The sequence below is a fragment of the Pectobacterium zantedeschiae genome (genome assembly GCF_004137795.1).
Lineage (GTDB): Bacteria > Pseudomonadota > Gammaproteobacteria > Enterobacterales > Enterobacteriaceae > Pectobacterium > Pectobacterium zantedeschiae.
Genome location: NZ_NWTM01000001.1, coordinates 2,867,140 through 2,885,759, shown reverse-complemented (window position 1 = coordinate 2,885,759; position 18,620 = coordinate 2,867,140). Strand labels below are relative to the sequence as shown.

Sequence of the window (18,620 nt, the reverse complement as noted above, 5' to 3'; positions counted from 1 at the left end):
TGTCACCCGGTGGGCCGTCGCTACGCAACGTTCATGGGACGAAACGGCTGAAGGTAGAATTGCTGGAATGAGGAAAGCGAACGCCGCACGGCGGGACCGTGCGGAGAGAAGGGGAAACATTAACGCTCAGCGCGTTTGTTCACCCAGACGTTGATCAGCATAGTAATGATCAAGATGCTGGCAACGACGCCCAGCGAGATCGCTACCGGAATATGGAAAATGTCGATGAGCATCATTTTGGTACCAATAAAGATCAGGATGACGGCCAGACCATATTTCAACAGCGAGAAGCGTTCAGCTACACCAGCCAGCAGGAAGTACATCGCGCGCAGGCCCAGAATAGCGAACAGGTTTGATGTCAGGACAATGAAGGGATCGGTCGTGACGGCGAAAATAGCCGGGATGCTGTCCACGGCGAAAATCACGTCGCTGATTTCAACCATGATCAGCACCAAAAATAGCGGCGTGGCATACAGTATGCCGTTACGACGGACGAAGAATCGTTCATTCTCGATGCTATCCGTCATACGCAGATGGCTACGTAACCAGCGTACCAACGGTTTGTCGCCGATCGCACCGTCGCCTTCTTTAGCCAGCGCCATTTTAAGGCCTGTGAACAGAAGGAACGCGCCGAATACATAGAGCAGCCACTGGAACTGCGTGACCAGCCAACTGCCGCCAAACACCATCAGCGTTCTGAGAACGATGGCACCCAGCACGCCGTAAATCAGCACGCGACGTTGGTATTGCGGAGGAACGGCGAAGTAGCCGAAGAGCATCAGCCAGACGAAGACGTTATCGACGGCAAGCGCTTTCTCAATCAGATAACCGGTCAGGAAGGCCAGCGACTGGGCGTTGGCTACTTCGCGGCCCATTGTGCCGTCCAGATACCACCAGAAACCGGCGTTGAACAGCAGCGAGAGCGTAACCCAGATGATAGACCAGACGGCAGCCTGTTTGAACGTCATTACCGTCGACCCTTTGCGCCCTTGATAGAGCAGGTCGATGGCCAGCATCACTATAACAATGGCAGCGAAGCTGCCCCATAACCACGGCGTGCCGATGGAGTGCATAGCAAGATCCTTAAATAGAAACAAAAACGGCCAACATCGGAAGGACGCTGGCCGCTTGTTATTAAAGCTGCAAATGCACCTCGCCTTCCGGCAAGGTCTCACTTACAACGTTAATGAAGCTGTTTCATTAAGAATCACGCTTTTCATCAAAGTTGCCCAGTAACCGGATGCGGAACGCATCGTAATGACGATTAGCTGGCGGAAAAGTTACTCCCCTTTGCCTGACAGAAGATAGGTGAAAAGATGATCCTGGTCAAATAATTATCGCTGCCTTATTCCGCATTTCCCGGCGTCGCAGCGTCGGCAGGAAACACGACGCCTGTTTGGCGGCGAATTTCCGTTAGCAGCCCGGCGACGGTACGCGATCGTGCCAGTTCCGCATGGTTGATGTCGTTATCGCTCACCAGTGTGGCAAAGACTTCCGCTTCGTACAGCATACTGTTGATATGCTGCGGCTGACTGAGATCCAACTGCTTGCCTTCACGCGGGATGAATTTCACGTTATGGCATTCAGAGACTTTTTCAATTACCAGCGAGCCATCTTCCCCCTGAATTTCGCTGGGAATGGCGGAGTGGCTGACTTTTGAATGGACGATGGTGACATCGAAATCACCGTAATTCAGGATGATGCTGCCATGCGCATCAACGCCGCTTTCTAACAGTGTCGCGCTGGCCTGCGTGGTGCAGGGTTCTCCCCACAGCGCCACGGCGAAGGCTAAGCAATAGTAGCCGATATCCATGATGGAACCGTTGGAAAACGCCGGATTGAACGTATTCGGGTTCTCACCCGCCAGATAGCGCGGGTAGCGTGAGGAATACTGGCAGTAATTCAGCACCACTTTACGCAGTCTGCCGACTTTCGGCAGTGCCTGCTGCACCACGCTAAAGTTGGGCAGACTGGCAGTTTTAAACGCTTCAAATAGCACGACCTGATTTTCTCTGGCACAGGCTATAATTTGTTCTACTTCATAACGGTTGGAAGCCAGCGGTTTTTCACAAATGACGTGCTTGCCGTGGCTCAGGAAAAGCAGGGCCTGTTCGCAGTGCAGTGAGTTAGGACTGGCCAGATACACGGCGTCGATAAGATCGGATTTCGCCATCGTTTCCAGTGAGTCAAATAGCGTATCCACCATGTAATCTGCTTGAAACGGCTGTGCTTTTTCTGCCGTGCGGGAATAGATGGCGGTGAGCTTCAGTTTGCCGGTTTCATGGGCGGCATCAACAAACTGACGGGTGATCCAACTGGTTCCTACAATAGCGAAGCGAATCATAAGCGTTTGGTATCCTGAAGGGATTGGTGATGTCTATGCAGATTATCACGGTCAAATGACAAGGCAACGTCAATCATTTCCCTTTCCGGCAGAGAAAAGCATTTACTGACGGGCTATTTTAAGGGATAAACAGCGCAAATTTTATGACATAGGAGAGGCTAATGAGCCAACTCGAATTGGAAACGTGCAACCTGACGTTGGTGCGTTACCCTCAGGTCGCTGAAAACTCAGCGCTACAGGCGTGGGATGCCGCAGATGAATACCTGCTGCGTGAACTCGCGACCATGGAAATCGCACCAGGTCCACGCCTGATTTTCCATGATACGTTTGGTGCACTGGCCTGCGGTTTGCAGGCGCAGTCGCCCGTCAGTATTAGCGACTCTTATCTCAGCCAACTGGCGACGCGACACAACCTGGAACTGAACGGCTATGATGCCGATGCGGTAACGCTGTTGGATAGCATGGCGGATCTACCCGATGCGCCTGCGCTGGTGGTGATTAAAATACCGAAAACGATCGCACTGCTGGAACATCAGTTGAGAATGTTGCGTAAAGTTGTCACGCCGCAAACGCGTATCATTGCCGGGGCAAAAGCACGCGATATTCATACGTCTACGCTGCAATTGTTTGAGCGCGTGATGGGGCCGACGAAAACCTCGCTGGCCTGGAAAAAGGCGCGTCTGGTTCACTGTGAGTGGGCGGAGCTAAAAGTCAGTGAGCAGTCACTTACTACTGAGTGGGAGCTGGATGGTTACGGCTATCGTATTCAAAACCATGCTAACGTGTATTCGCGTAATGGGTTGGATATCGGCGCACGTTTCTTTATGCAGCATTTGCCAGAGCAGATAGACGGTAAGATTATCGATCTCGGTTGTGGTAACGGCGTTATTGGGCTGGCCGCGCTGAAAGCCAACCCAGAGGCCACCGTCGGCTTCTTTGATGAATCCTATATGGCGGTGGCTTCGAGCCAGATGAACGTTGAGACTAACTGCCCGCAGGATGTCGAGCGCTGTAGCTTCGTGGTGAACAACGGACTGGCTCGCGTTAGACGCGATACGTTGCAGGCTGTATTGTGTAATCCGCCATTCCACCAGCAACAGGCGGTAACTGATGAAATCGCCTGGCAGATGTTTATGGATGCCCGTCGCTGCCTTCAGGTTGGCGGAGAGCTTCGCATTGTGGGGAATCGCCATCTGGATTACTTCCACAAACTGAAGCGCCTGTTTGGCAACTGTGAAACCCTCGCCAGCAACACGAAGTTCGCCGTGCTGCGTGCGGTTAAAACGAATTCGTCTCGCTAAGCTGAACCTCTTCAAACTACAGTGTTAACGCCAGTCGGGTGGCCTGATCGATCGCCCGGCGAGCGTCTAATTCCTGTGCCACATCAGCACCGCCAATCAGATGAACATGACACCCCGCAGCCAGTAAGGGATCATACAGTTTTCGGTTGGGCTCCTGACCCGCACAAATAATGATGTTATCCACCGGCAGGCAACGTATCTGCTGCTCGTGGATAATATGCAGCCCTTCGTCATCAATATGGTGATACTCCACGCCACCCAGCATGATCACGCCGTGGCGCAGCAGCGTAGTGCGGTGTATCCAACCTGTCGTTTTTCCCAGATTCTCGCCGGGTTTGCCCGTTTTCCGCTGTAATAAAGTAATGTCCCGCGGGTGAGGAAACTGGTTAGCCTGATGAGGCAACAGGCCACCTCGGTACTGTAACTGTTTATCGATACCCCATTCCGCATAAAAGTCGTCGTTGGGCTGAGAAGCCGGGGGAGTGTGGTGATGCTTGGCATTAAAGATAGGATTGTCGTTTTTAGTCAGAAGATAGTGCGCAGTATCAAATCCGATGCCGCCTGCACCGACGATCGCGACGCGTTTGCCGACCGGTTTTTTGTCGCGCAGTACGTCCAGATAGCTCAGCACGCTAGGGTGATCGATGCCTGCAATCGCGGGGATTCGCGGCACGATGCCAGATGCCAGAATTACATCATCGAAACCGAGTAAATCAGCGGCGGTTGCCTGTGTGCTCAGGCGCAGTGTGACGCTTTGCAATTCCAGCTGTCGACGGTAGTAGCGTAGCGTTTCATAAAATTCCGTTTTGCCGGGAATCTGTTTGGCAATATTAAACTGCCCGCCGATATAGGAGGACGCTTCAAACAGCGTGACTTGATGGCCGCGTGCGGCGGCGTTGACGGCAAAGGCCATACCCGCAGGCCCTGCGCCGACGACCGCAAAGCGTTTACTGACTCGCGCAGGTTGGATAGGGAGTTCGGTTTCATGGCAGGCGCGTGGGTTGACCAGGCAGGACGTGACCTTGCCAGCGAAAATCTGATCGAGGCAGGCCTGATTGCAGCCAATGCAGGTATTGATTTCATCGGCACGCCCCGATTGCGCTTTTGCCACCAGTTCGGCATCAGCGAGAAAAGGACGCGCCATCGATACCATGTCGGCACAGCCCTCAGCCAGCAACTGTTCCGCCACGCCGGGATCGTTGATGCGGTTGGTGGTAATCAACGGGATACGAACTTTGCCCATCAGTTTCTTCGTCACCCAACCGAATGCGCCGCGTGGCACCAGCGTGGCGATAGTCGGAATTCGCGCCTCATGCCATCCGATACCGGTATTGATGAGGGTGGCACCCGCCTGTTCAATCGCCTGTGCCAGTTGAACAATTTCCTGCCAGCTTGAACCTTCTTCTATCAGGTCGAGCATGGACAAGCGGTAAATCAGGATGAAGTCAGGCCCTGTTCGTTTCCGCACGGCGCGGACAATTTCAAGCGCGAAACGGCAACGGCGTTGAAAGTCACCGCCCCATTCATCATCGCGATGATTGGTATGCGTCACCAGAAACTGATTAATCAGGTAACCTTCCGACCCCATGATTTCCACGCCATCGTAGCCCGCCTGCTGTGCCAGCTCAGCGCAACAGGCAAAGTCGTCGATGGTTTGCACAATATCCTGCGTACTCATTTCTCGTGGCGCAAAACGGTTAATCGGTGCCTGAATAGCTGATGGCGCAACCGAATCGGGTTGATAGCTGTAGCGTCCGGCATGGAGAATTTGCAGCGCGATTTTCCCACCCGCATCGTGTACCGCCTGCGTCAGAACCTGATGGTGCGCCAACTGCGTCTCGTCATGCAGCGTTGCGCCCCCTTTGGCGACAGCGCCTTTTTCGTTTGGCGCAATACCACCCGTAACAATCAGGCCAACGCCTCCCCGCGCTCGCTCATGGTAAAATGCCGCCAGCCTCGCTGTGCCGTCCGGGTGCTCTTCCAGGCCGGTATGCATGGATCCCATCACAACGCGGTTCTTTAACGTCGTAAATCCAAGGTCGAGTGGGGAAAGCAGTGTGGGGTAGGCAGTCATTACACCCTCCGGTGACGTTAACTGGTCTGATGAGTTGTTGTGTTCAATTTAGCTGTAATTGGGTGAGTTGTGAAATTTATGTTTATTTATTGTGATTGATGTCATTGCCGATTGTAGGGGAACCTCATGTACGCAAGGGATCGTGCGCTGGAATGTTTGTTGTCGAGAGCGTGTGACATTATAATCCGCGGGTTTATTGGGCAAAGGTATCGTTATGCGGGTGGAAGAGTTGGAATATCGGCTGGATAGCGCGCTTCGGGCGTTAGAGCAAAGCGTTCAGCGTCAACAGCAGACGTGGCGGCAGGAACATCAGTCCCTTCAGCAGCAGTTGCTTCAGGCTCAAGAGCGTGACGCTTACCTTTGTACGCAGATTGAACGGCTCTCTGCGCAGCTGAGTTCAATGGATAGCTCGCCGGAGAGAAATCCGCTGATTCAGAAAATGAAAGTCATTCATGCCCATCTTGATGCGTTGGCACAAGAGGCCACTGCCTTTAGACGTTCACTGCGGTAATCGCCCCGCCAGTATTTTTACGCCATTGTTTGTGGTGCTCTAAAAAACATCAAGAATAAAACCGCAGTATTGTGTTGTGGTGTTAACGTAATACTTCCGCTCCTTACACAATTCCTTCTCATTCTCCATAATTGCCGCAAATGTGGAGCCGACACTTGCAGAGATTTACCCTTACTCTAATTAACTGAAGGTGTCGGGCTTATACTTTCTCCCGTAGCACGGCACCCGCCGTCGACAAGTTAATTCAGAGAGAGGAATAGAATATGCGTAAACTCACTGCAATGCTGGTTGCTTCTTCTTTGGCATTGGGCGCGGCAGGTCTCGCGCATGCTAATGAAGCACCTAAAGGTCCTGGCCCAGAACACAAGATGATGATGAAAGAGGGTCGGGAGCATCGTGGCATGATGGGGCCAGATGCGATGTTCAAGGAGCTGAATTTGACGGAAGCGCAGAAGCAGCAAATTAAAGACATCATGAAAGATTCCCGCGAGAAAATGCACAAAGCCATGCAGGATGATCGTCGTGAAATGCACAGCCTGGTTGCATCAGATACGTTTGATACCACGAAAGCCCAGGCACAGTTGGATAAAGCCGATGCCGCACACAAGGCCAGAATGCTGAGCGGGCTGGAAACCAAAAACAAAATTTACAATATTCTGACACCAGAGCAGAAGAAGCAGTACAACGACAATTTTGAAAAACGACTGACTCAACCGCCAAAACCTGACGATAAGCCAGTTCCTGCGGAATAACCCGTCCGCACGGAAATAAATATACTCTAAATAATTCGAGTTTCAGGCAGGCGGCAAGAGAGGGACAAATTCGTCGGGAACGAATTTGACCAGCCAACGGCTGGCCTCTGGTGAGAGACGGGATGTCTCTCATTTCATCCCGATGAACTTACTCAGGTAAGGATTCGGGTGACTGACAAATCTGCCAGAGGCAGGTTTGAACGCTGCTTGCAGCGGCCCCTGCGGGGCAAGGTACACGTAAGTGTGCCGAGTAGCGCGGCCAACGCACATGCAACTTGAAGTATGACGAGTATAAGTCAGTAAGACCACCGGATTGACGTATTACCTCATAGGGAATGCATCAGTTCGGTGGTTTTTTTATTTATTTTCCCCTCAACCTTCACACTGTGAGTAGGGAAATGATTAATGTTATTCTCATGGAGGAAATCAGACAGCGGGCGGTAAAGGACAGATGAATAACGATTTGACGTTGAAAACTATAAAATTCATGCCGTTTCTGTTTCTGATCACCCTAATAGTGAGCTGTCTTGGATTTCGGTTTCGCGTGCTGGATGAACTATCTCTGTTTTGGCCGGCCAATATTCTGGTTTTCTGTCTCATGGTTAGTTTCAGAGCCAGAAAAGGGACGGTGAAAGGTAAAATACTCTCGATCGGTATGGGGTTTTTGGTGAGTTATGCGGCGATGCTGTCAGCTGCCTTACTGATGGATAATAATTCACCGTTAAAAACCAAGGTACTGTTATGTTTATGCAATATTATCTTTGTGGTGGCGGCCTGGTGTGCCTTTTGCCTGATGTGTCGGTTTACCAGCAAGTGGTCGACATTTGAAAAGTTCAGCAAATACTACGTCTATATTATTTTCGCTTCGACATTTGTTGGCGCGTTCTCATCCGGTATGGCATATGGGTTTTATGCGTATGTCTACGATGCAGGGAATCGCTATGACGAATTTATGGACTGGTTCAGTGAACAACTGGGAACTGGCATTATTCTCGCGTTCTTTTTTCTGCGGGCTAAAGATATTCTGAGAGTGTTACGGAATATTCCGATTTGTCCTAAGCACGTCAAAGAAAATATTTTCCCCTTTCTGGTCTTTATTATTTTCTTGTTGGTTAGCCTATTTTTTCTGGATGCCAGTTTGATTACGCTGTCCGTTATTCCACTCACGCTGTGTGCGTTTAATTACTCTTTCCCGGTCATGTCGTTGCTCTGTGCGATTACGGGCGTAATACTGAATTACCTCTATATTAATCAGGTTGGCATACTGATCGACTCCAATTCTGAAGCGTACATTAATTCGTTTCTCACCACCGCACGACTGAATATCGCGATGCTAATTATGGCGATGTTAAGTGTTTCCCATTTTGTTTCAATGAACCGGCGATTGATTAAAATCATCGAAAGCAACAGCCTGAAAGATGCGCTCACGAATACCTTCAATCGTCGCGCTTTCCTCAGTATGTTGAACGGGAGACAGAGCGGGCTGATGAATAAGAAAAAGCGTCAAATAACGCTGCTATTTCTGGATATCGATTATTTTAAGCAGGTCAACGATACCTACGGCCATGCCTGTGGTGATGAGTTGATCGCCAGTTTTGCCCGTATGCTGAGCGCCAATATTCGACCGAGTGACATTCTTTGTCGCTGGGGTGGGGAAGAGTTTGTGATTGCGGCTTACGACCTGACGGATGAGCAATCTGAAGCCATGGCTGAAGCGCTGCGGCGTCTTACGGAATCTACTCCACTTATGCTGCCTGATGGCCGGGAAATCTATTTTACTGTCAGCATCGGCGTTGCCATTGTTTCTCAGTATGAGGGGGGCAATATTTACGATCTAATCGGGCTGGCGGATGAGCAGCTCTATAAAGCGAAGGCGCAGGGGCGTAATTGCGTTTGCATACGCCTGACCGAGGGCATCTGAATCTTCTCTTGACCTTCCCCTTACTGGAACGTCTACCCTCAAAAAGTACCGTGACTGATTGAGAGGTTGTGATGAAGAAAGTCCATTTGTTATTAACGGCGGCCCTGCTGGTTCCGTTTCTCTCGTTTGCTGCCGACAGCGCACATAGTGGCCATGGTCCAGCGAACGACGTGTCGTCCTCCCAACAGGCATATATGAAAGGGATGGATTCGATGCATACCGATATGATGGATGGTATGAAGTCCAGCGACCCTGACATTGCTTTCGCCAAAGGGATGATTGCGCATCACCGCGGCGCGATTGATATGGCGAAGACAGAACTGCAATACGGCAAAGACCCAGAACTGCGCAAGCTGGCGGAAGAGATTATCAAAGCTCAACAGCCGGAGATCGACCAAATGGAAGCCTGGCTGAAGAAGCAAGGCAAGCAGTAAATTCGCCGATGGCGCTTCTTCTGAGAAGCGCCATTTTGTTTTTATCACGCCGTAAATTAGGTAACTTCATCTGATTGGAAAAAATTTAGTGACTGTTTTCACAGAATAAAACGTAAAGATAGCTTTCCCAGCGTTAACTTGTTAGAAAACAGGAAAGGACGTCACCAGAGTTTTCTGGGCGAGACCTGGATAAAGCAGCGTAGATAGCACGCTGCTTTATCCAGGTTTTTTTTTGCTTATTTTCCAACTGACCAGCGGATAACAAGCGAGATGACGTGTATTAGGCGGTTGCAGCCATTGACGAAACGGGAAGTCATTATGAATAGCAAAGTGCTTGCTGAAAATATTCTGGATTTAGTCGGAGGGGAAACCAATGTTTCTACTCTGGTGCATTGTGCCACACGCTTGCGCTTTAAGATTGTTGATCACGGTAAAGTCGATATCGCTGCGCTGGAGGCGCTAGAAGGCGTCATCACGGTTATCAATGCTTCCGGGCAGTTGCAGGTGGTTATAGGGAACCGAGTGCCGGAGGTTTACCGTGCCTTTGGCCCGATCTCCAAACTGCTGGAAGACGGTGACGGGAAACGCCAGGCGGCGGAAAGTGAGCAGTCGACGTCTGCAATGGGGCGATTGATCGATCTGGTTGCTGGGATCTTTACCCCCTTGCTAGGAGCAATGGCAGCAGCGGGTGTGCTGAAAGGGGCGCTGGCTATTGTGATTGCGCTTGGCTGGCTCAATACCAAAGAAAGTACCTATGTCATCCTGCATGCGGCGTCCGACAGCCTGTTCTACTTTTTGCCAATGCTGTTGGCGATAACTTCTGCGCGTAAATTCGAAACCAACATTTTTGTGGCGGTGTCGATTGCTGGTGCATTGGTTTACCCGACGATTCAGGGATTGTTTGATGCTGGCCAGCCTGTGACATTTTTTGGTCTGCCTGTCGTCATGATGAAATACACCTCTTCGGTGATTCCGATTATCTTCAGCGTATGGCTGATGTCGTATATCGAGCGTTTCCTGAATCGCCATATTCACGAAAGCGTCCGCAATATTCTGACGCCGTTCTTCCTGCTAGTGCTGATGGTGCCGCTAACGCTGATGACGATTGGGCCAATTGGTATCTCAGCCAGTAAGCTCATTGCGTCGGTGTTCGTCAGTATCTATAGCTTCAACCCGATTATTGCCGGGGCGCTGATTGCGGCTGCATGGCAGATCTTAGTGATCTTCGGCGTTCACTGGGGCTTCGTCACCGTCTTTATCAACGATCTCTCGGTTATGGGACACAGTTATCTCAAGGCTGCCTCCAGTCCGTCGGTTTTTGCCCAGTCAGGGGCGCTGTTGGGCGTGATGGTGCGAACCAAAGATAAAAAGCTTAAAGCGCTGGCGGGTAGTACTTTTATCGCATCGCTGTTTGGCATCACGGAACCCGGCGTTTACGGCGTCACGCTGAAGCTGAAAAAACCGTTTATCTGCGCTGTGATAGCTGCTGCGCTGGGGGGAGCCATCGTTGGTTATGCGAAAAGCTCGGCGATCTCGATGGGAATGCCCGGCTTGCTGACGCTGCCTATTTTCTACGGCGAAGGGTTTGTTGGGTTCCTCATCGGCTGTGCGATTGCTTTCGTGGCAAGTTTTGTACTGACGGTTATCGTTGGGTTTGACGAGCCTGCACCGCCAACTGAGAAAACGTCAACGCCAACGCGTTCGCCATCTACGACACCTGCTGCGCCAGTATCACGCCAGAACACAAATTCTCTGCCACTGAAAGAGGCTCCGGCGGCGGCTGAGCAACTGGGAGCGCCAGCAAAAGGTGAACTGATCTCGCTGGAAGAGGTAAATGACAAGGTATTCTCTTCCGGCGTTGTTGGGCAGGGTGTTGCCATTCTACCGCAGGAAGGCCGCATCTATTCGCCGGTGGACGGCATGATTGCCAGCACGTTTGCCAGCGGCCATGCCGTCGGCATTCTTTCGCAGAAGGGGGCGGAGATCTTGATCCATGTCGGTATCAATACGGTACAGCTGGAAGGTCAGCATTATCAGATGCACGTTGCAGAAGGCGACAAGGTGAAAAAAGGGCAACTGCTGCTGGAGTTCGATCTGGAGGCGATCCAGAAAGCGGGCTATGACACGGTGACGCCGATAGTGATCACAAACGCGGAAGAATATCGCGTATTCAGCCTTGGCTCCGCGCGTCAGCAGCAGGCAGGAGAGACGATCATCGCGCTGGCACACGTTTAATGAGCTAATAAACCAGACGGTGACGCGCTTGCACGCCGTCTGGTTTTCCGCATTGTTACAACGATTCCCCGTTGCTGTTAATCACATCCTGATACCAGTAGAAGCTGTCTTTACGCCTGCGTTCCAGCGTGCCTTTGCCTTCATCATCACGATCGACATGAATAAAGCCGTAGCGTTTTGACATCTGAGCCGTGCCCGCGCTGACCAGATCGATTGGTCCCCAACTGGTGTAGCCTAGCAGCTCGACGCCATCGTTGATGGCTTCACGGACTTGAATCAGATGACGACGCAGGTAATCAATGCGGTAGCTGTCGTGAATGCTACCATCCTCTTCGACTACGTCACGCGCGCCTAACCCGTTTTCTACGATGAACAGCGGCTTCTGATAGCGGTCATACAGCTCGTTTAGCAGGAAGCGCAGGCCTTCGGGGTCGATCTGCCAGCCCCATTCGGATGCCTCAAGGTGCGGGTTGGGAATCAGGCGGATGATGTTGCCGCGTGAAGACTGGTATTTTTCCGGCTCGAAGGTCGCACAGCCGCTCATGTAATAGCTGAATGAAACAAAGTCTACGGTGTGGCTCAAGTCGTCTTTGTCCTGCGCGGTAATGGTGAGTTCGACATCATTGTCCCGGAAATAACGCTGAATCCAGGCCGGATAGGTGCCACGTACCTGGACATCACCGAAGAACAGCCATTCACGGTTCTTGTTCTGCGCTTCCAGCACGTCTTTCGGGTGGCAGGTCATGGGGTAGCGCACTGCACCTAGCAGCATGTTGCCGATTTTGGCATCTGGGATGATGTCGTGGCAGGCTTTCACCGCGCGTGCGCTGGCCACTAACTGATGGTGGATGGCCTGATAAATATCCTGTTTTGACGGTTCGCCGCTCAGCCCGATGCCCGTAAAGGGTGAGTGCAGCGCCATGTTGATTTCATTGAACGTCAGCCAGTGCTTCACCTTATCTTTGTAGCGGCTAAAAACGGTACGGGCATATTTCTCAAAATGATCGATAACGGCGCGATTGCCCCAGCCTCCCAGCTTTTTCACCAGACCGTACGGCATTTCATAGTGTGACAGCGTAATCAGCGGCTGAATCTGATACTTCGCCATTTCATCAAACAGGCGATCGTAAAAGGCCAGACCTGCTTCGCAGGGTTCTGCTTCATCGCCTTCAGGATAAATGCGCGACCAGGCAATGGAAGTGCGCAACACCTTGAAGCCCATTTCGGCAAACAGCTGTATATCCTGCGGATATTGATGATAAAAATCGATTGCCTTATCTTTGATGCAGCCAATGCTCTCCTCTCGCTCTGTCGCCGGACCATGCACGCCCTTTAGCTGAAGATCGGAGGTCGATACGCCTTTACCGCCTTCATTCCATGCCCCTTCAACCTGGTTTGCTGCGACTGAACCACCCCATAAAAATCCTTCGGGGAATGCTTTCATGGTATTTCTCCTTATCGTTTTTTACATCATTACGCTGTGCCGGACAGTGGCTCTGCGCTGTCGCGCAGGGAATAGCCGGATAACAGGCAAAAAAAAACTTGGGCAGAAGAGAGTCGTGTGACTCACCTCTGCCCAAGTCTCGCCCGCCATTGGCGGTAACGTCTTGTTAGGACACTATACAACCCTGAATCTCTGCGGCAATGCCCCTGTCTGGTTATGTGACTCCAGTCACGACATCTCTGCTGGCGTTATTTGGCACAAGGCGAGATGCGATAGAAGAAAGGATAGGGGGTATTTTGGGGGATTTCGCTATGTATAAAAAAACATAGCGACTATGAGATAATGCAGTCCGATGTCTGACGCCATGTATGAGGAGAAAAATAACGTGCATCTGTATATGTTTTATCTGGGAGGGAACGCCGGGAAGTCCAATATCGAAGTTCATGATATTCAGTTTGTGGCAGCTGAGAAGCCAAAGGATGCATGGCCTGTACTTCGGGAAGCGTGGTTTGGCGATCCTGATAAAGTGCATATTGATGGCTATGCTCGGATCTCATGGGCTGATGGTTATACCGTTACCCTTTCTGAGACTCGGCCCCAGGACGGCAATCGGCTCTTTTTTGTCAACGCGGGCGCTTATCACCCGTCAACGTTGGCGGAGTTGCATGCGTTCGATTTATTTGTGGCGAAGAGTGCGCAGGAAGCGAAATCGAAAGGATTGGCATCACTGCTGAATGGTGCGCTACACCAGCATAAAGACAACCTCAAGGACGTGGATGACTGCCTGCTGCTTGAGAAGATCGGCGGTCTGTACATCCATCTGACCCCTTCTGCTGTGGGGACACCATTTACGCCGGAGTGGCAGGGCTATCAGCCCATCGGCCTCTGATTACGCATCTTGTTTATCTTTTCATGAAGCCGGTAGAACGCGCTGCAATGGCATACCGGCTTTTCCTCATTGAAGTGCATAACCTGAAAGAGCAGATGAACCAGAAATGCACGGTTGCCCTCTTACCCTGCACCATTGTGATGCAGTTATGCTGCGCGACATTGCATCGTTTCTCTCTCTACCGCGTTATATCTGGCTTTGCATAGCGATGGCACGCAACTTGCTTATCAAAGCTATAGCGATTCCGCAGATTTGCCTCAACGCAGAGCCAAACCTCGGGTAGGACAATGGCGTCCACACAATCACGCTTTTCGCATTATGGCGAGAGCGGGGTTATGTGGACGTTTTTTTATGCCTAAATTCGCCCGGTGCAGCTCTTCTTTCGCAGGGCTGTTGCAACATCAGCCCTACGGGAGTCAGCCATGGATGCCAAATCCTCAGCGTGTGTGAAGAGCGTTTGCCCTTACTGTGGGGTCGGTTGCGGTGTGGTGATGGAAGTAAAAGACAATCGCGTGATCAAGGTATCAGGTGACAAGACGCATCCCACTAACTTCGGGCGACTATGTACTAAGGGTAATACCTGTGGTCAGGCACTCGCTGAATCAGGGCGGCTGGAACATGCCTACCTGCGCGTGGATCGTCAGCACGAATCAGTCAGGGTTGATATACGAAAAGCCATCACGGAAACCGCGCGGCGACTGCGGGGGATTATTGATACCCATGGCCCTGATGCGGTGTCGCTTTACGTCTCTGGCCAGATGTCGCTGGAAGCCCAATACTTGGCGAATAAACTCACCAAAGGCTTTATCGGCACGAATAACATCGAGTCAAACTCCCGCCTGTGTATGGCTAGCGCGGGTAGCGGCTACAAACTCTCTCTGGGATCGGATGGGCCGCCGGGCTCCTATAAAGACTTTGACCATGCTGATGTCTTTTTCGTCATTGGTGCGAATATGGCCGACTGTCATCCTATTCTTTTCCTGCGAATGATGGATCGCGTCAAAGCCGGGGCTAAGCTCATCGTGGTTGACCCACGTCGTAATGCCACGGCGGACAAAGCTAATCTGTTCCTGCCAATCAAGCCTGGTACCGATCTGGCGTTGCTCAACGGCCTGCTTTATCTGCTTGTCCAGAATGGGCACACCGATCCCACATTTATCGCCGAGTTTACCGAAGGGTGGGAGGCAATGCCTGAGTTCCTTGAGGACTATCCCCCGGAGAAAGTGGCGGAGATCACTGGGCTGACAGAAGCCGATATCCGTAAAGCAGCAGAATGGATCGGCACCGCGTCGGAATGGATGAGCTGTTGGACGATGGGGCTTAACCAAAGCACGCATGGCACCTGGAATACCAATGCGATCTGTAACCTGCACTTAGCCACCGGTGCAATTTGCCGCACAGGAAGCGGCCCGTTTTCTCTGACGGGACAGCCCAATGCGATGGGTGGGCGTGAAATGGGCTATATGGGGATGGGATTACCGGGGCAGCGTTCGGTGCTGGTGGAGAAAGATCGTGCAGCCATTGAAGCGCTTTGGGATGTACCCGCCGGAACCTTACGCACCGATCTTGGCGGCGGCACCGTAGCCCTGTTTGAAGATATGATGGCGGGCAAGATCAAGGCATGTTGGATCATCTGTACAAATCCGGTTGCCACGGTTCCCAACCGTAAGAATGTGATAGCCGGGTTGCAAGCCGCCGAACTGGTTATTACACAAGATGCGTTTCTTGATACCGAGACTAACCGTTATGCCGATATCCTGCTGCCCGGCGCGCTGTGGGCTGAAGCGGAAGGCGTGATGATTAACTCCGAGCGGAATTTAACGCTGATGCAGAAAGCCGTTGATTCGCCCGGTGAGGCGATGGCGGATTGGCAAATTATTGCCAACGTCGCCTGCGAGATGGGTTATTCGCAGGGATTTAGCTACGGATCGGCATCTGAAGTGTTTGAAGAAATCAAACAGTTCTGGAACCCGAAGACGGGTTATGACATTCGGGGAGCCAGTTATACGCGTTTACGGCAATCTCCCTTGCAGTGGCCTTGTCCCCCTGAGGATAACCAAGACCGCCACCCGATTCGCTATCTCAACGACGGCGTGAGCCAGACGCGTAAAGATTTGCCGGACGGCACGCAGCCGCGCCTGGTGTTTGCAACTGAAAGCGGTAAAGGGATATTCCTTCCCCGACCGCATATGCCACCTGCAGAAATGCCGGATAGTGATTTCCAATTTGTGCTGAATACCGGTCGCTTGCAGCACCAGTGGCACACGATGACGAAAACCGGGAAGATTCCAACGCTCAACAAGCTCAACCCTGGGCCTTTTATCGAAGTGCATCCTGAAGACGCCAATGCGCTCGGTATTCAGGATAAAGATCGTGTGGAAGTCCGATCGCGTCGCGGACGAGCCGTACTCCCTGCCGTGGTGACCGATCGGGTTCGTCCCGGCAACTGTTTTGCTCCCTTTCACTGGAATGATGTTTTTGGTGACGATCTGGCGATTAACGCGGTCACCAGCGATGCCATTGATCCCATTTCTCAACAGCCTGAATTCAAGTTCTCTGCCGTAGCGCTGATGCGGATCGCTGAACCTGCGTCGCTCGTGCTTTCGAGTCAAGAGATCACATCGGCTGCTGTGCCCATACCGGAACAGGCCGAGGCGGGTACGCCAAACAACGACATCAAGGAACTCGACATGAAACACATCGATGCACTGGCTACGTTACTCGGCCTTGATGCTCCTCCTGCGATAACGCTGAGTGCGCACGAACAGCACTATCTGCAAGGTTATATCGCGGCCTTGCGTACTGACGCATCAAGATTGGCTGGCGGTGTACCCGTGCTGCCCGCCACGGCACCGCTGGAACCTACCCGACGCCTGATGCTCGACGGTATGCTGGCTGGGCTTTTTGCCCGCACCTGGTTGCCTGATGGCGGTGTTGCTTCTTTGCCTGTGCCTTCTCCTGCGGTTGTGACAGCACCATCACAGCCACCTATTTTGATTTTATGGGCATCATCAACCGGCAATGCGGAAAGTTTCGCTGCACAGTGCGCCGAACGTCTGAAGACGGAAGGGCATACCGTCACTCTGTCCGATATGGACAGCTTCAAAAGTGTAAATTTGCCTGCGACGCCGCGTGTGCTCTTCATTGCCAGCACGTTTGGTGACGGCGATCCTCCTGACAATGGCACAAATTTCTGGACGTCATTACAGGCTGATTCGGTTCCTCCGTTGCCTGAAATGGAATTCGCTGTGCTGGCATTCGGAGATTCAAACTATGACCAGTTTTGCGGTTTTGGTCGTCGGCTCGATGCGCGGCTTGAGGCGCTAGGGGCAAAGCGTCTGGTCGCGCGAACTGACTGTGAGCCCGACTATCAGGATGTGGCAAAAGTCTGGTTGGACAGCATGGTCAACGTGCTTGCGGGCGCCAACAGGCCAATCGTAAATAGCGTGGCTATGGCTGCAACGGTGACACTGGCTGACGAGGATGAAGTGTGCACTGCGGCACCCGTCGTGGCTTCGTCTTCTCTTTTCAGCAGAAATGCGCCGCTGTCCGCACGCCTTGTCATCAACCAACTGCTTAATGCGCCAGGAGCGGAAAAAGAGACCCGGCAATTCGCCTTTGATATTTCAGGTAGCGATATGCGCTACGAAGCAGGCGACGCGCTCGGCATCTGGCCAACTAACAGCCCTGAACTGGTGAACGAGATGCTTTCCGCCCTCAAACTCTCGCCGTCTACCGTGGTTGGCGTGAAGGATAAAGGTGACATGATGCTGGCCGAGGCGTTATCCCAGCATTTCGAGATTGCCCGCATCACACCGGAGGTCTTGCAGTTTGTCAGCGCTCGTTCAGGCCATAACGTGCTGGCTGAACTGTTGAAAGAGGAGCGTAAGGAGGAACTAAAAGAGTGGCTGTGGGGACGGCAGATTGTCGATTTGCTACAGGCATTTCCGGTTCAGGTTCAGGCCGAAGAGTGGTTGACCGTGCTTAAGCGCCTTCAGCCGCGCTTGTATTCTATTTCGTCCAGTCCGAAGGTTACACCGCATCAGATTCACCTGACTGTCTCGACGGTTCGCTATGGCATGGATAGCAAACTGCGTGGCGGCGTGTGCTCAACCTTTCTGGCTGACCGCGCGGCAGAGTCGGTGGCGGTGCCTATTTTCATTCAAAAGTCAGCGCATTTCCGCACGCCGAAAAATGCTGATACGCCAATCATCATGGTTGGCGCTGGCACTGGTATCGCGCCATTCCGGGCTTTTCTGCAAGAACGACGGGCGACAGAGGCGCAAGGTAAAAATTGGCTGTTCTTTGGTGAGCAGCGTGCGGCGACCGATTTCTACTATCGTGAGGAGTTAGAGATACTGCAACGTGATGGCTATTTGCATCGCTTTGATACGGCCTTTTCGCGTGATCAACGCGAGAAAATTTATGTCCAGCACCGCATGTGCGAGCAGGGCGCAGAACTATGGCGTTGGTTGGAGGAGGGGGCGCATTTCTACGTATGTGGTGATGCCAGCCGCATGGCTAAAGATGTCGACTCGGCGCTCCGGCAGGCTATACAGGTTCACGGGAATATGAGTAGCGAAGAGGCCGCGGCTTATGTTGCCAAAATGGCACAGGACAAACGCTATGTGCGAGATGTGTACTGAGTGTGCCAGCGATATAGGCTTGATTGCCTTACACATGAAACGTGGAATCTCTGATGATGCGGCGTTAGT

Annotated in this window: 12 protein-coding genes; 8 read left to right on the top strand and 4 right to left on the bottom strand. The window is 52.1% G+C overall.

The genetic code is table 11. The features are described 5' to 3' along the window. Positions 1–119 precede the first annotated feature (119 nt). Both CLR69_RS13010 and CLR69_RS13005 read right to left on the bottom strand, forming a co-directional pair. Positions 120–1,073, bottom strand: coding sequence for a TerC family protein (locus CLR69_RS13010; protein ID WP_129712845.1), 954 nt, complete (start codon positions 1,071–1,073; stop codon positions 120–122). 272 nt (positions 1,074–1,345) lie between these two features. Next, positions 1,346–2,344 (bottom strand): Gfo/Idh/MocA family protein, encoded by a 999-nt coding sequence (locus CLR69_RS13005; protein ID WP_129712844.1) that lies wholly within the window; start codon positions 2,342–2,344, stop codon positions 1,346–1,348. 161 nt (positions 2,345–2,505) lie between these two features. Here CLR69_RS13005 and rlmG point away from each other — a divergent pair, with 161 nt between their 5' ends. Continuing rightward, a complete protein-coding gene (gene rlmG, locus CLR69_RS13000; RefSeq protein ID WP_129712843.1) occupies positions 2,506–3,645 on the top strand; it encodes a 23S rRNA (guanine(1835)-N(2))-methyltransferase RlmG in 1,140 nt (379 codons plus the stop codon). A gap of 16 nt (positions 3,646–3,661) precedes the next feature. Here the strand turns inward: rlmG and CLR69_RS12995 are convergent, their stop codons facing one another. Then, positions 3,662–5,719, bottom strand: coding sequence for an NADPH-dependent 2,4-dienoyl-CoA reductase (locus CLR69_RS12995; protein WP_129712842.1), 2,058 nt, complete (start codon positions 5,717–5,719; stop codon positions 3,662–3,664). Between the two features lie 214 nt (positions 5,720–5,933). Between CLR69_RS12995 and CLR69_RS12990 the strand changes: the two genes are divergently transcribed. The 5 genes from CLR69_RS12990 (at position 5,934) to CLR69_RS12970 (ending at position 11,572) form a co-directional block, all read left to right on the top strand. Further along, complete coding sequence (locus CLR69_RS12990) at positions 5,934–6,230, top strand: hypothetical protein (RefSeq protein WP_129702762.1); 297 nt, start codon at positions 5,934–5,936, stop codon at positions 6,228–6,230. A gap of 263 nt (positions 6,231–6,493) precedes the next feature. Beyond that, a complete protein-coding gene (spy, locus tag CLR69_RS12985; protein WP_129712841.1) occupies positions 6,494–6,982 on the top strand; it encodes an ATP-independent periplasmic protein-refolding chaperone Spy in 489 nt (162 codons plus the stop codon). Positions 6,983–7,433: 451 nt separating this feature from the next. Further along, the gene (locus tag CLR69_RS12980) at positions 7,434–8,903 is read left to right on the top strand and encodes a GGDEF domain-containing protein (RefSeq protein WP_129712840.1); all 1,470 of its coding nucleotides are present in this window, start codon (positions 7,434–7,436) and stop codon (positions 8,901–8,903) included. Between the two features lie 71 nt (positions 8,904–8,974). Further along, on the top strand, positions 8,975–9,337 hold the full coding sequence (gene copM / locus CLR69_RS12975) for a CopM family metallochaperone (RefSeq protein ID WP_129702765.1): 363 nt from the start codon (positions 8,975–8,977) through the stop codon (positions 9,335–9,337). Between the two features lie 318 nt (positions 9,338–9,655). Further along, entirely contained in the window at positions 9,656–11,572 is a 1,917-nt protein-coding gene (locus tag CLR69_RS12970) for a beta-glucoside-specific PTS transporter subunit IIABC (protein ID WP_129712839.1), read from the top strand. A gap of 55 nt (positions 11,573–11,627) precedes the next feature. Here the strand turns inward: CLR69_RS12970 and CLR69_RS12965 are convergent, their stop codons facing one another. Then, complete coding sequence (locus CLR69_RS12965; protein WP_129712838.1) at positions 11,628–13,016, bottom strand: glycoside hydrolase family 1 protein; 1,389 nt, start codon at positions 13,014–13,016, stop codon at positions 11,628–11,630. 385 nt (positions 13,017–13,401) lie between these two features. Between CLR69_RS12965 and CLR69_RS12960 the strand changes: the two genes are divergently transcribed. Then, on the top strand, positions 13,402–13,905 hold the full coding sequence (locus CLR69_RS12960; RefSeq protein ID WP_129712875.1) for a DUF1543 domain-containing protein: 504 nt from the start codon (positions 13,402–13,404) through the stop codon (positions 13,903–13,905). 422 nt (positions 13,906–14,327) lie between these two features. After that, on the top strand, positions 14,328–18,551 hold the full coding sequence (locus CLR69_RS12955) for a sulfite reductase subunit alpha (RefSeq protein ID WP_129712837.1): 4,224 nt from the start codon (positions 14,328–14,330) through the stop codon (positions 18,549–18,551). The last annotated feature ends 69 nt before the right edge of the window (positions 18,552–18,620 follow it).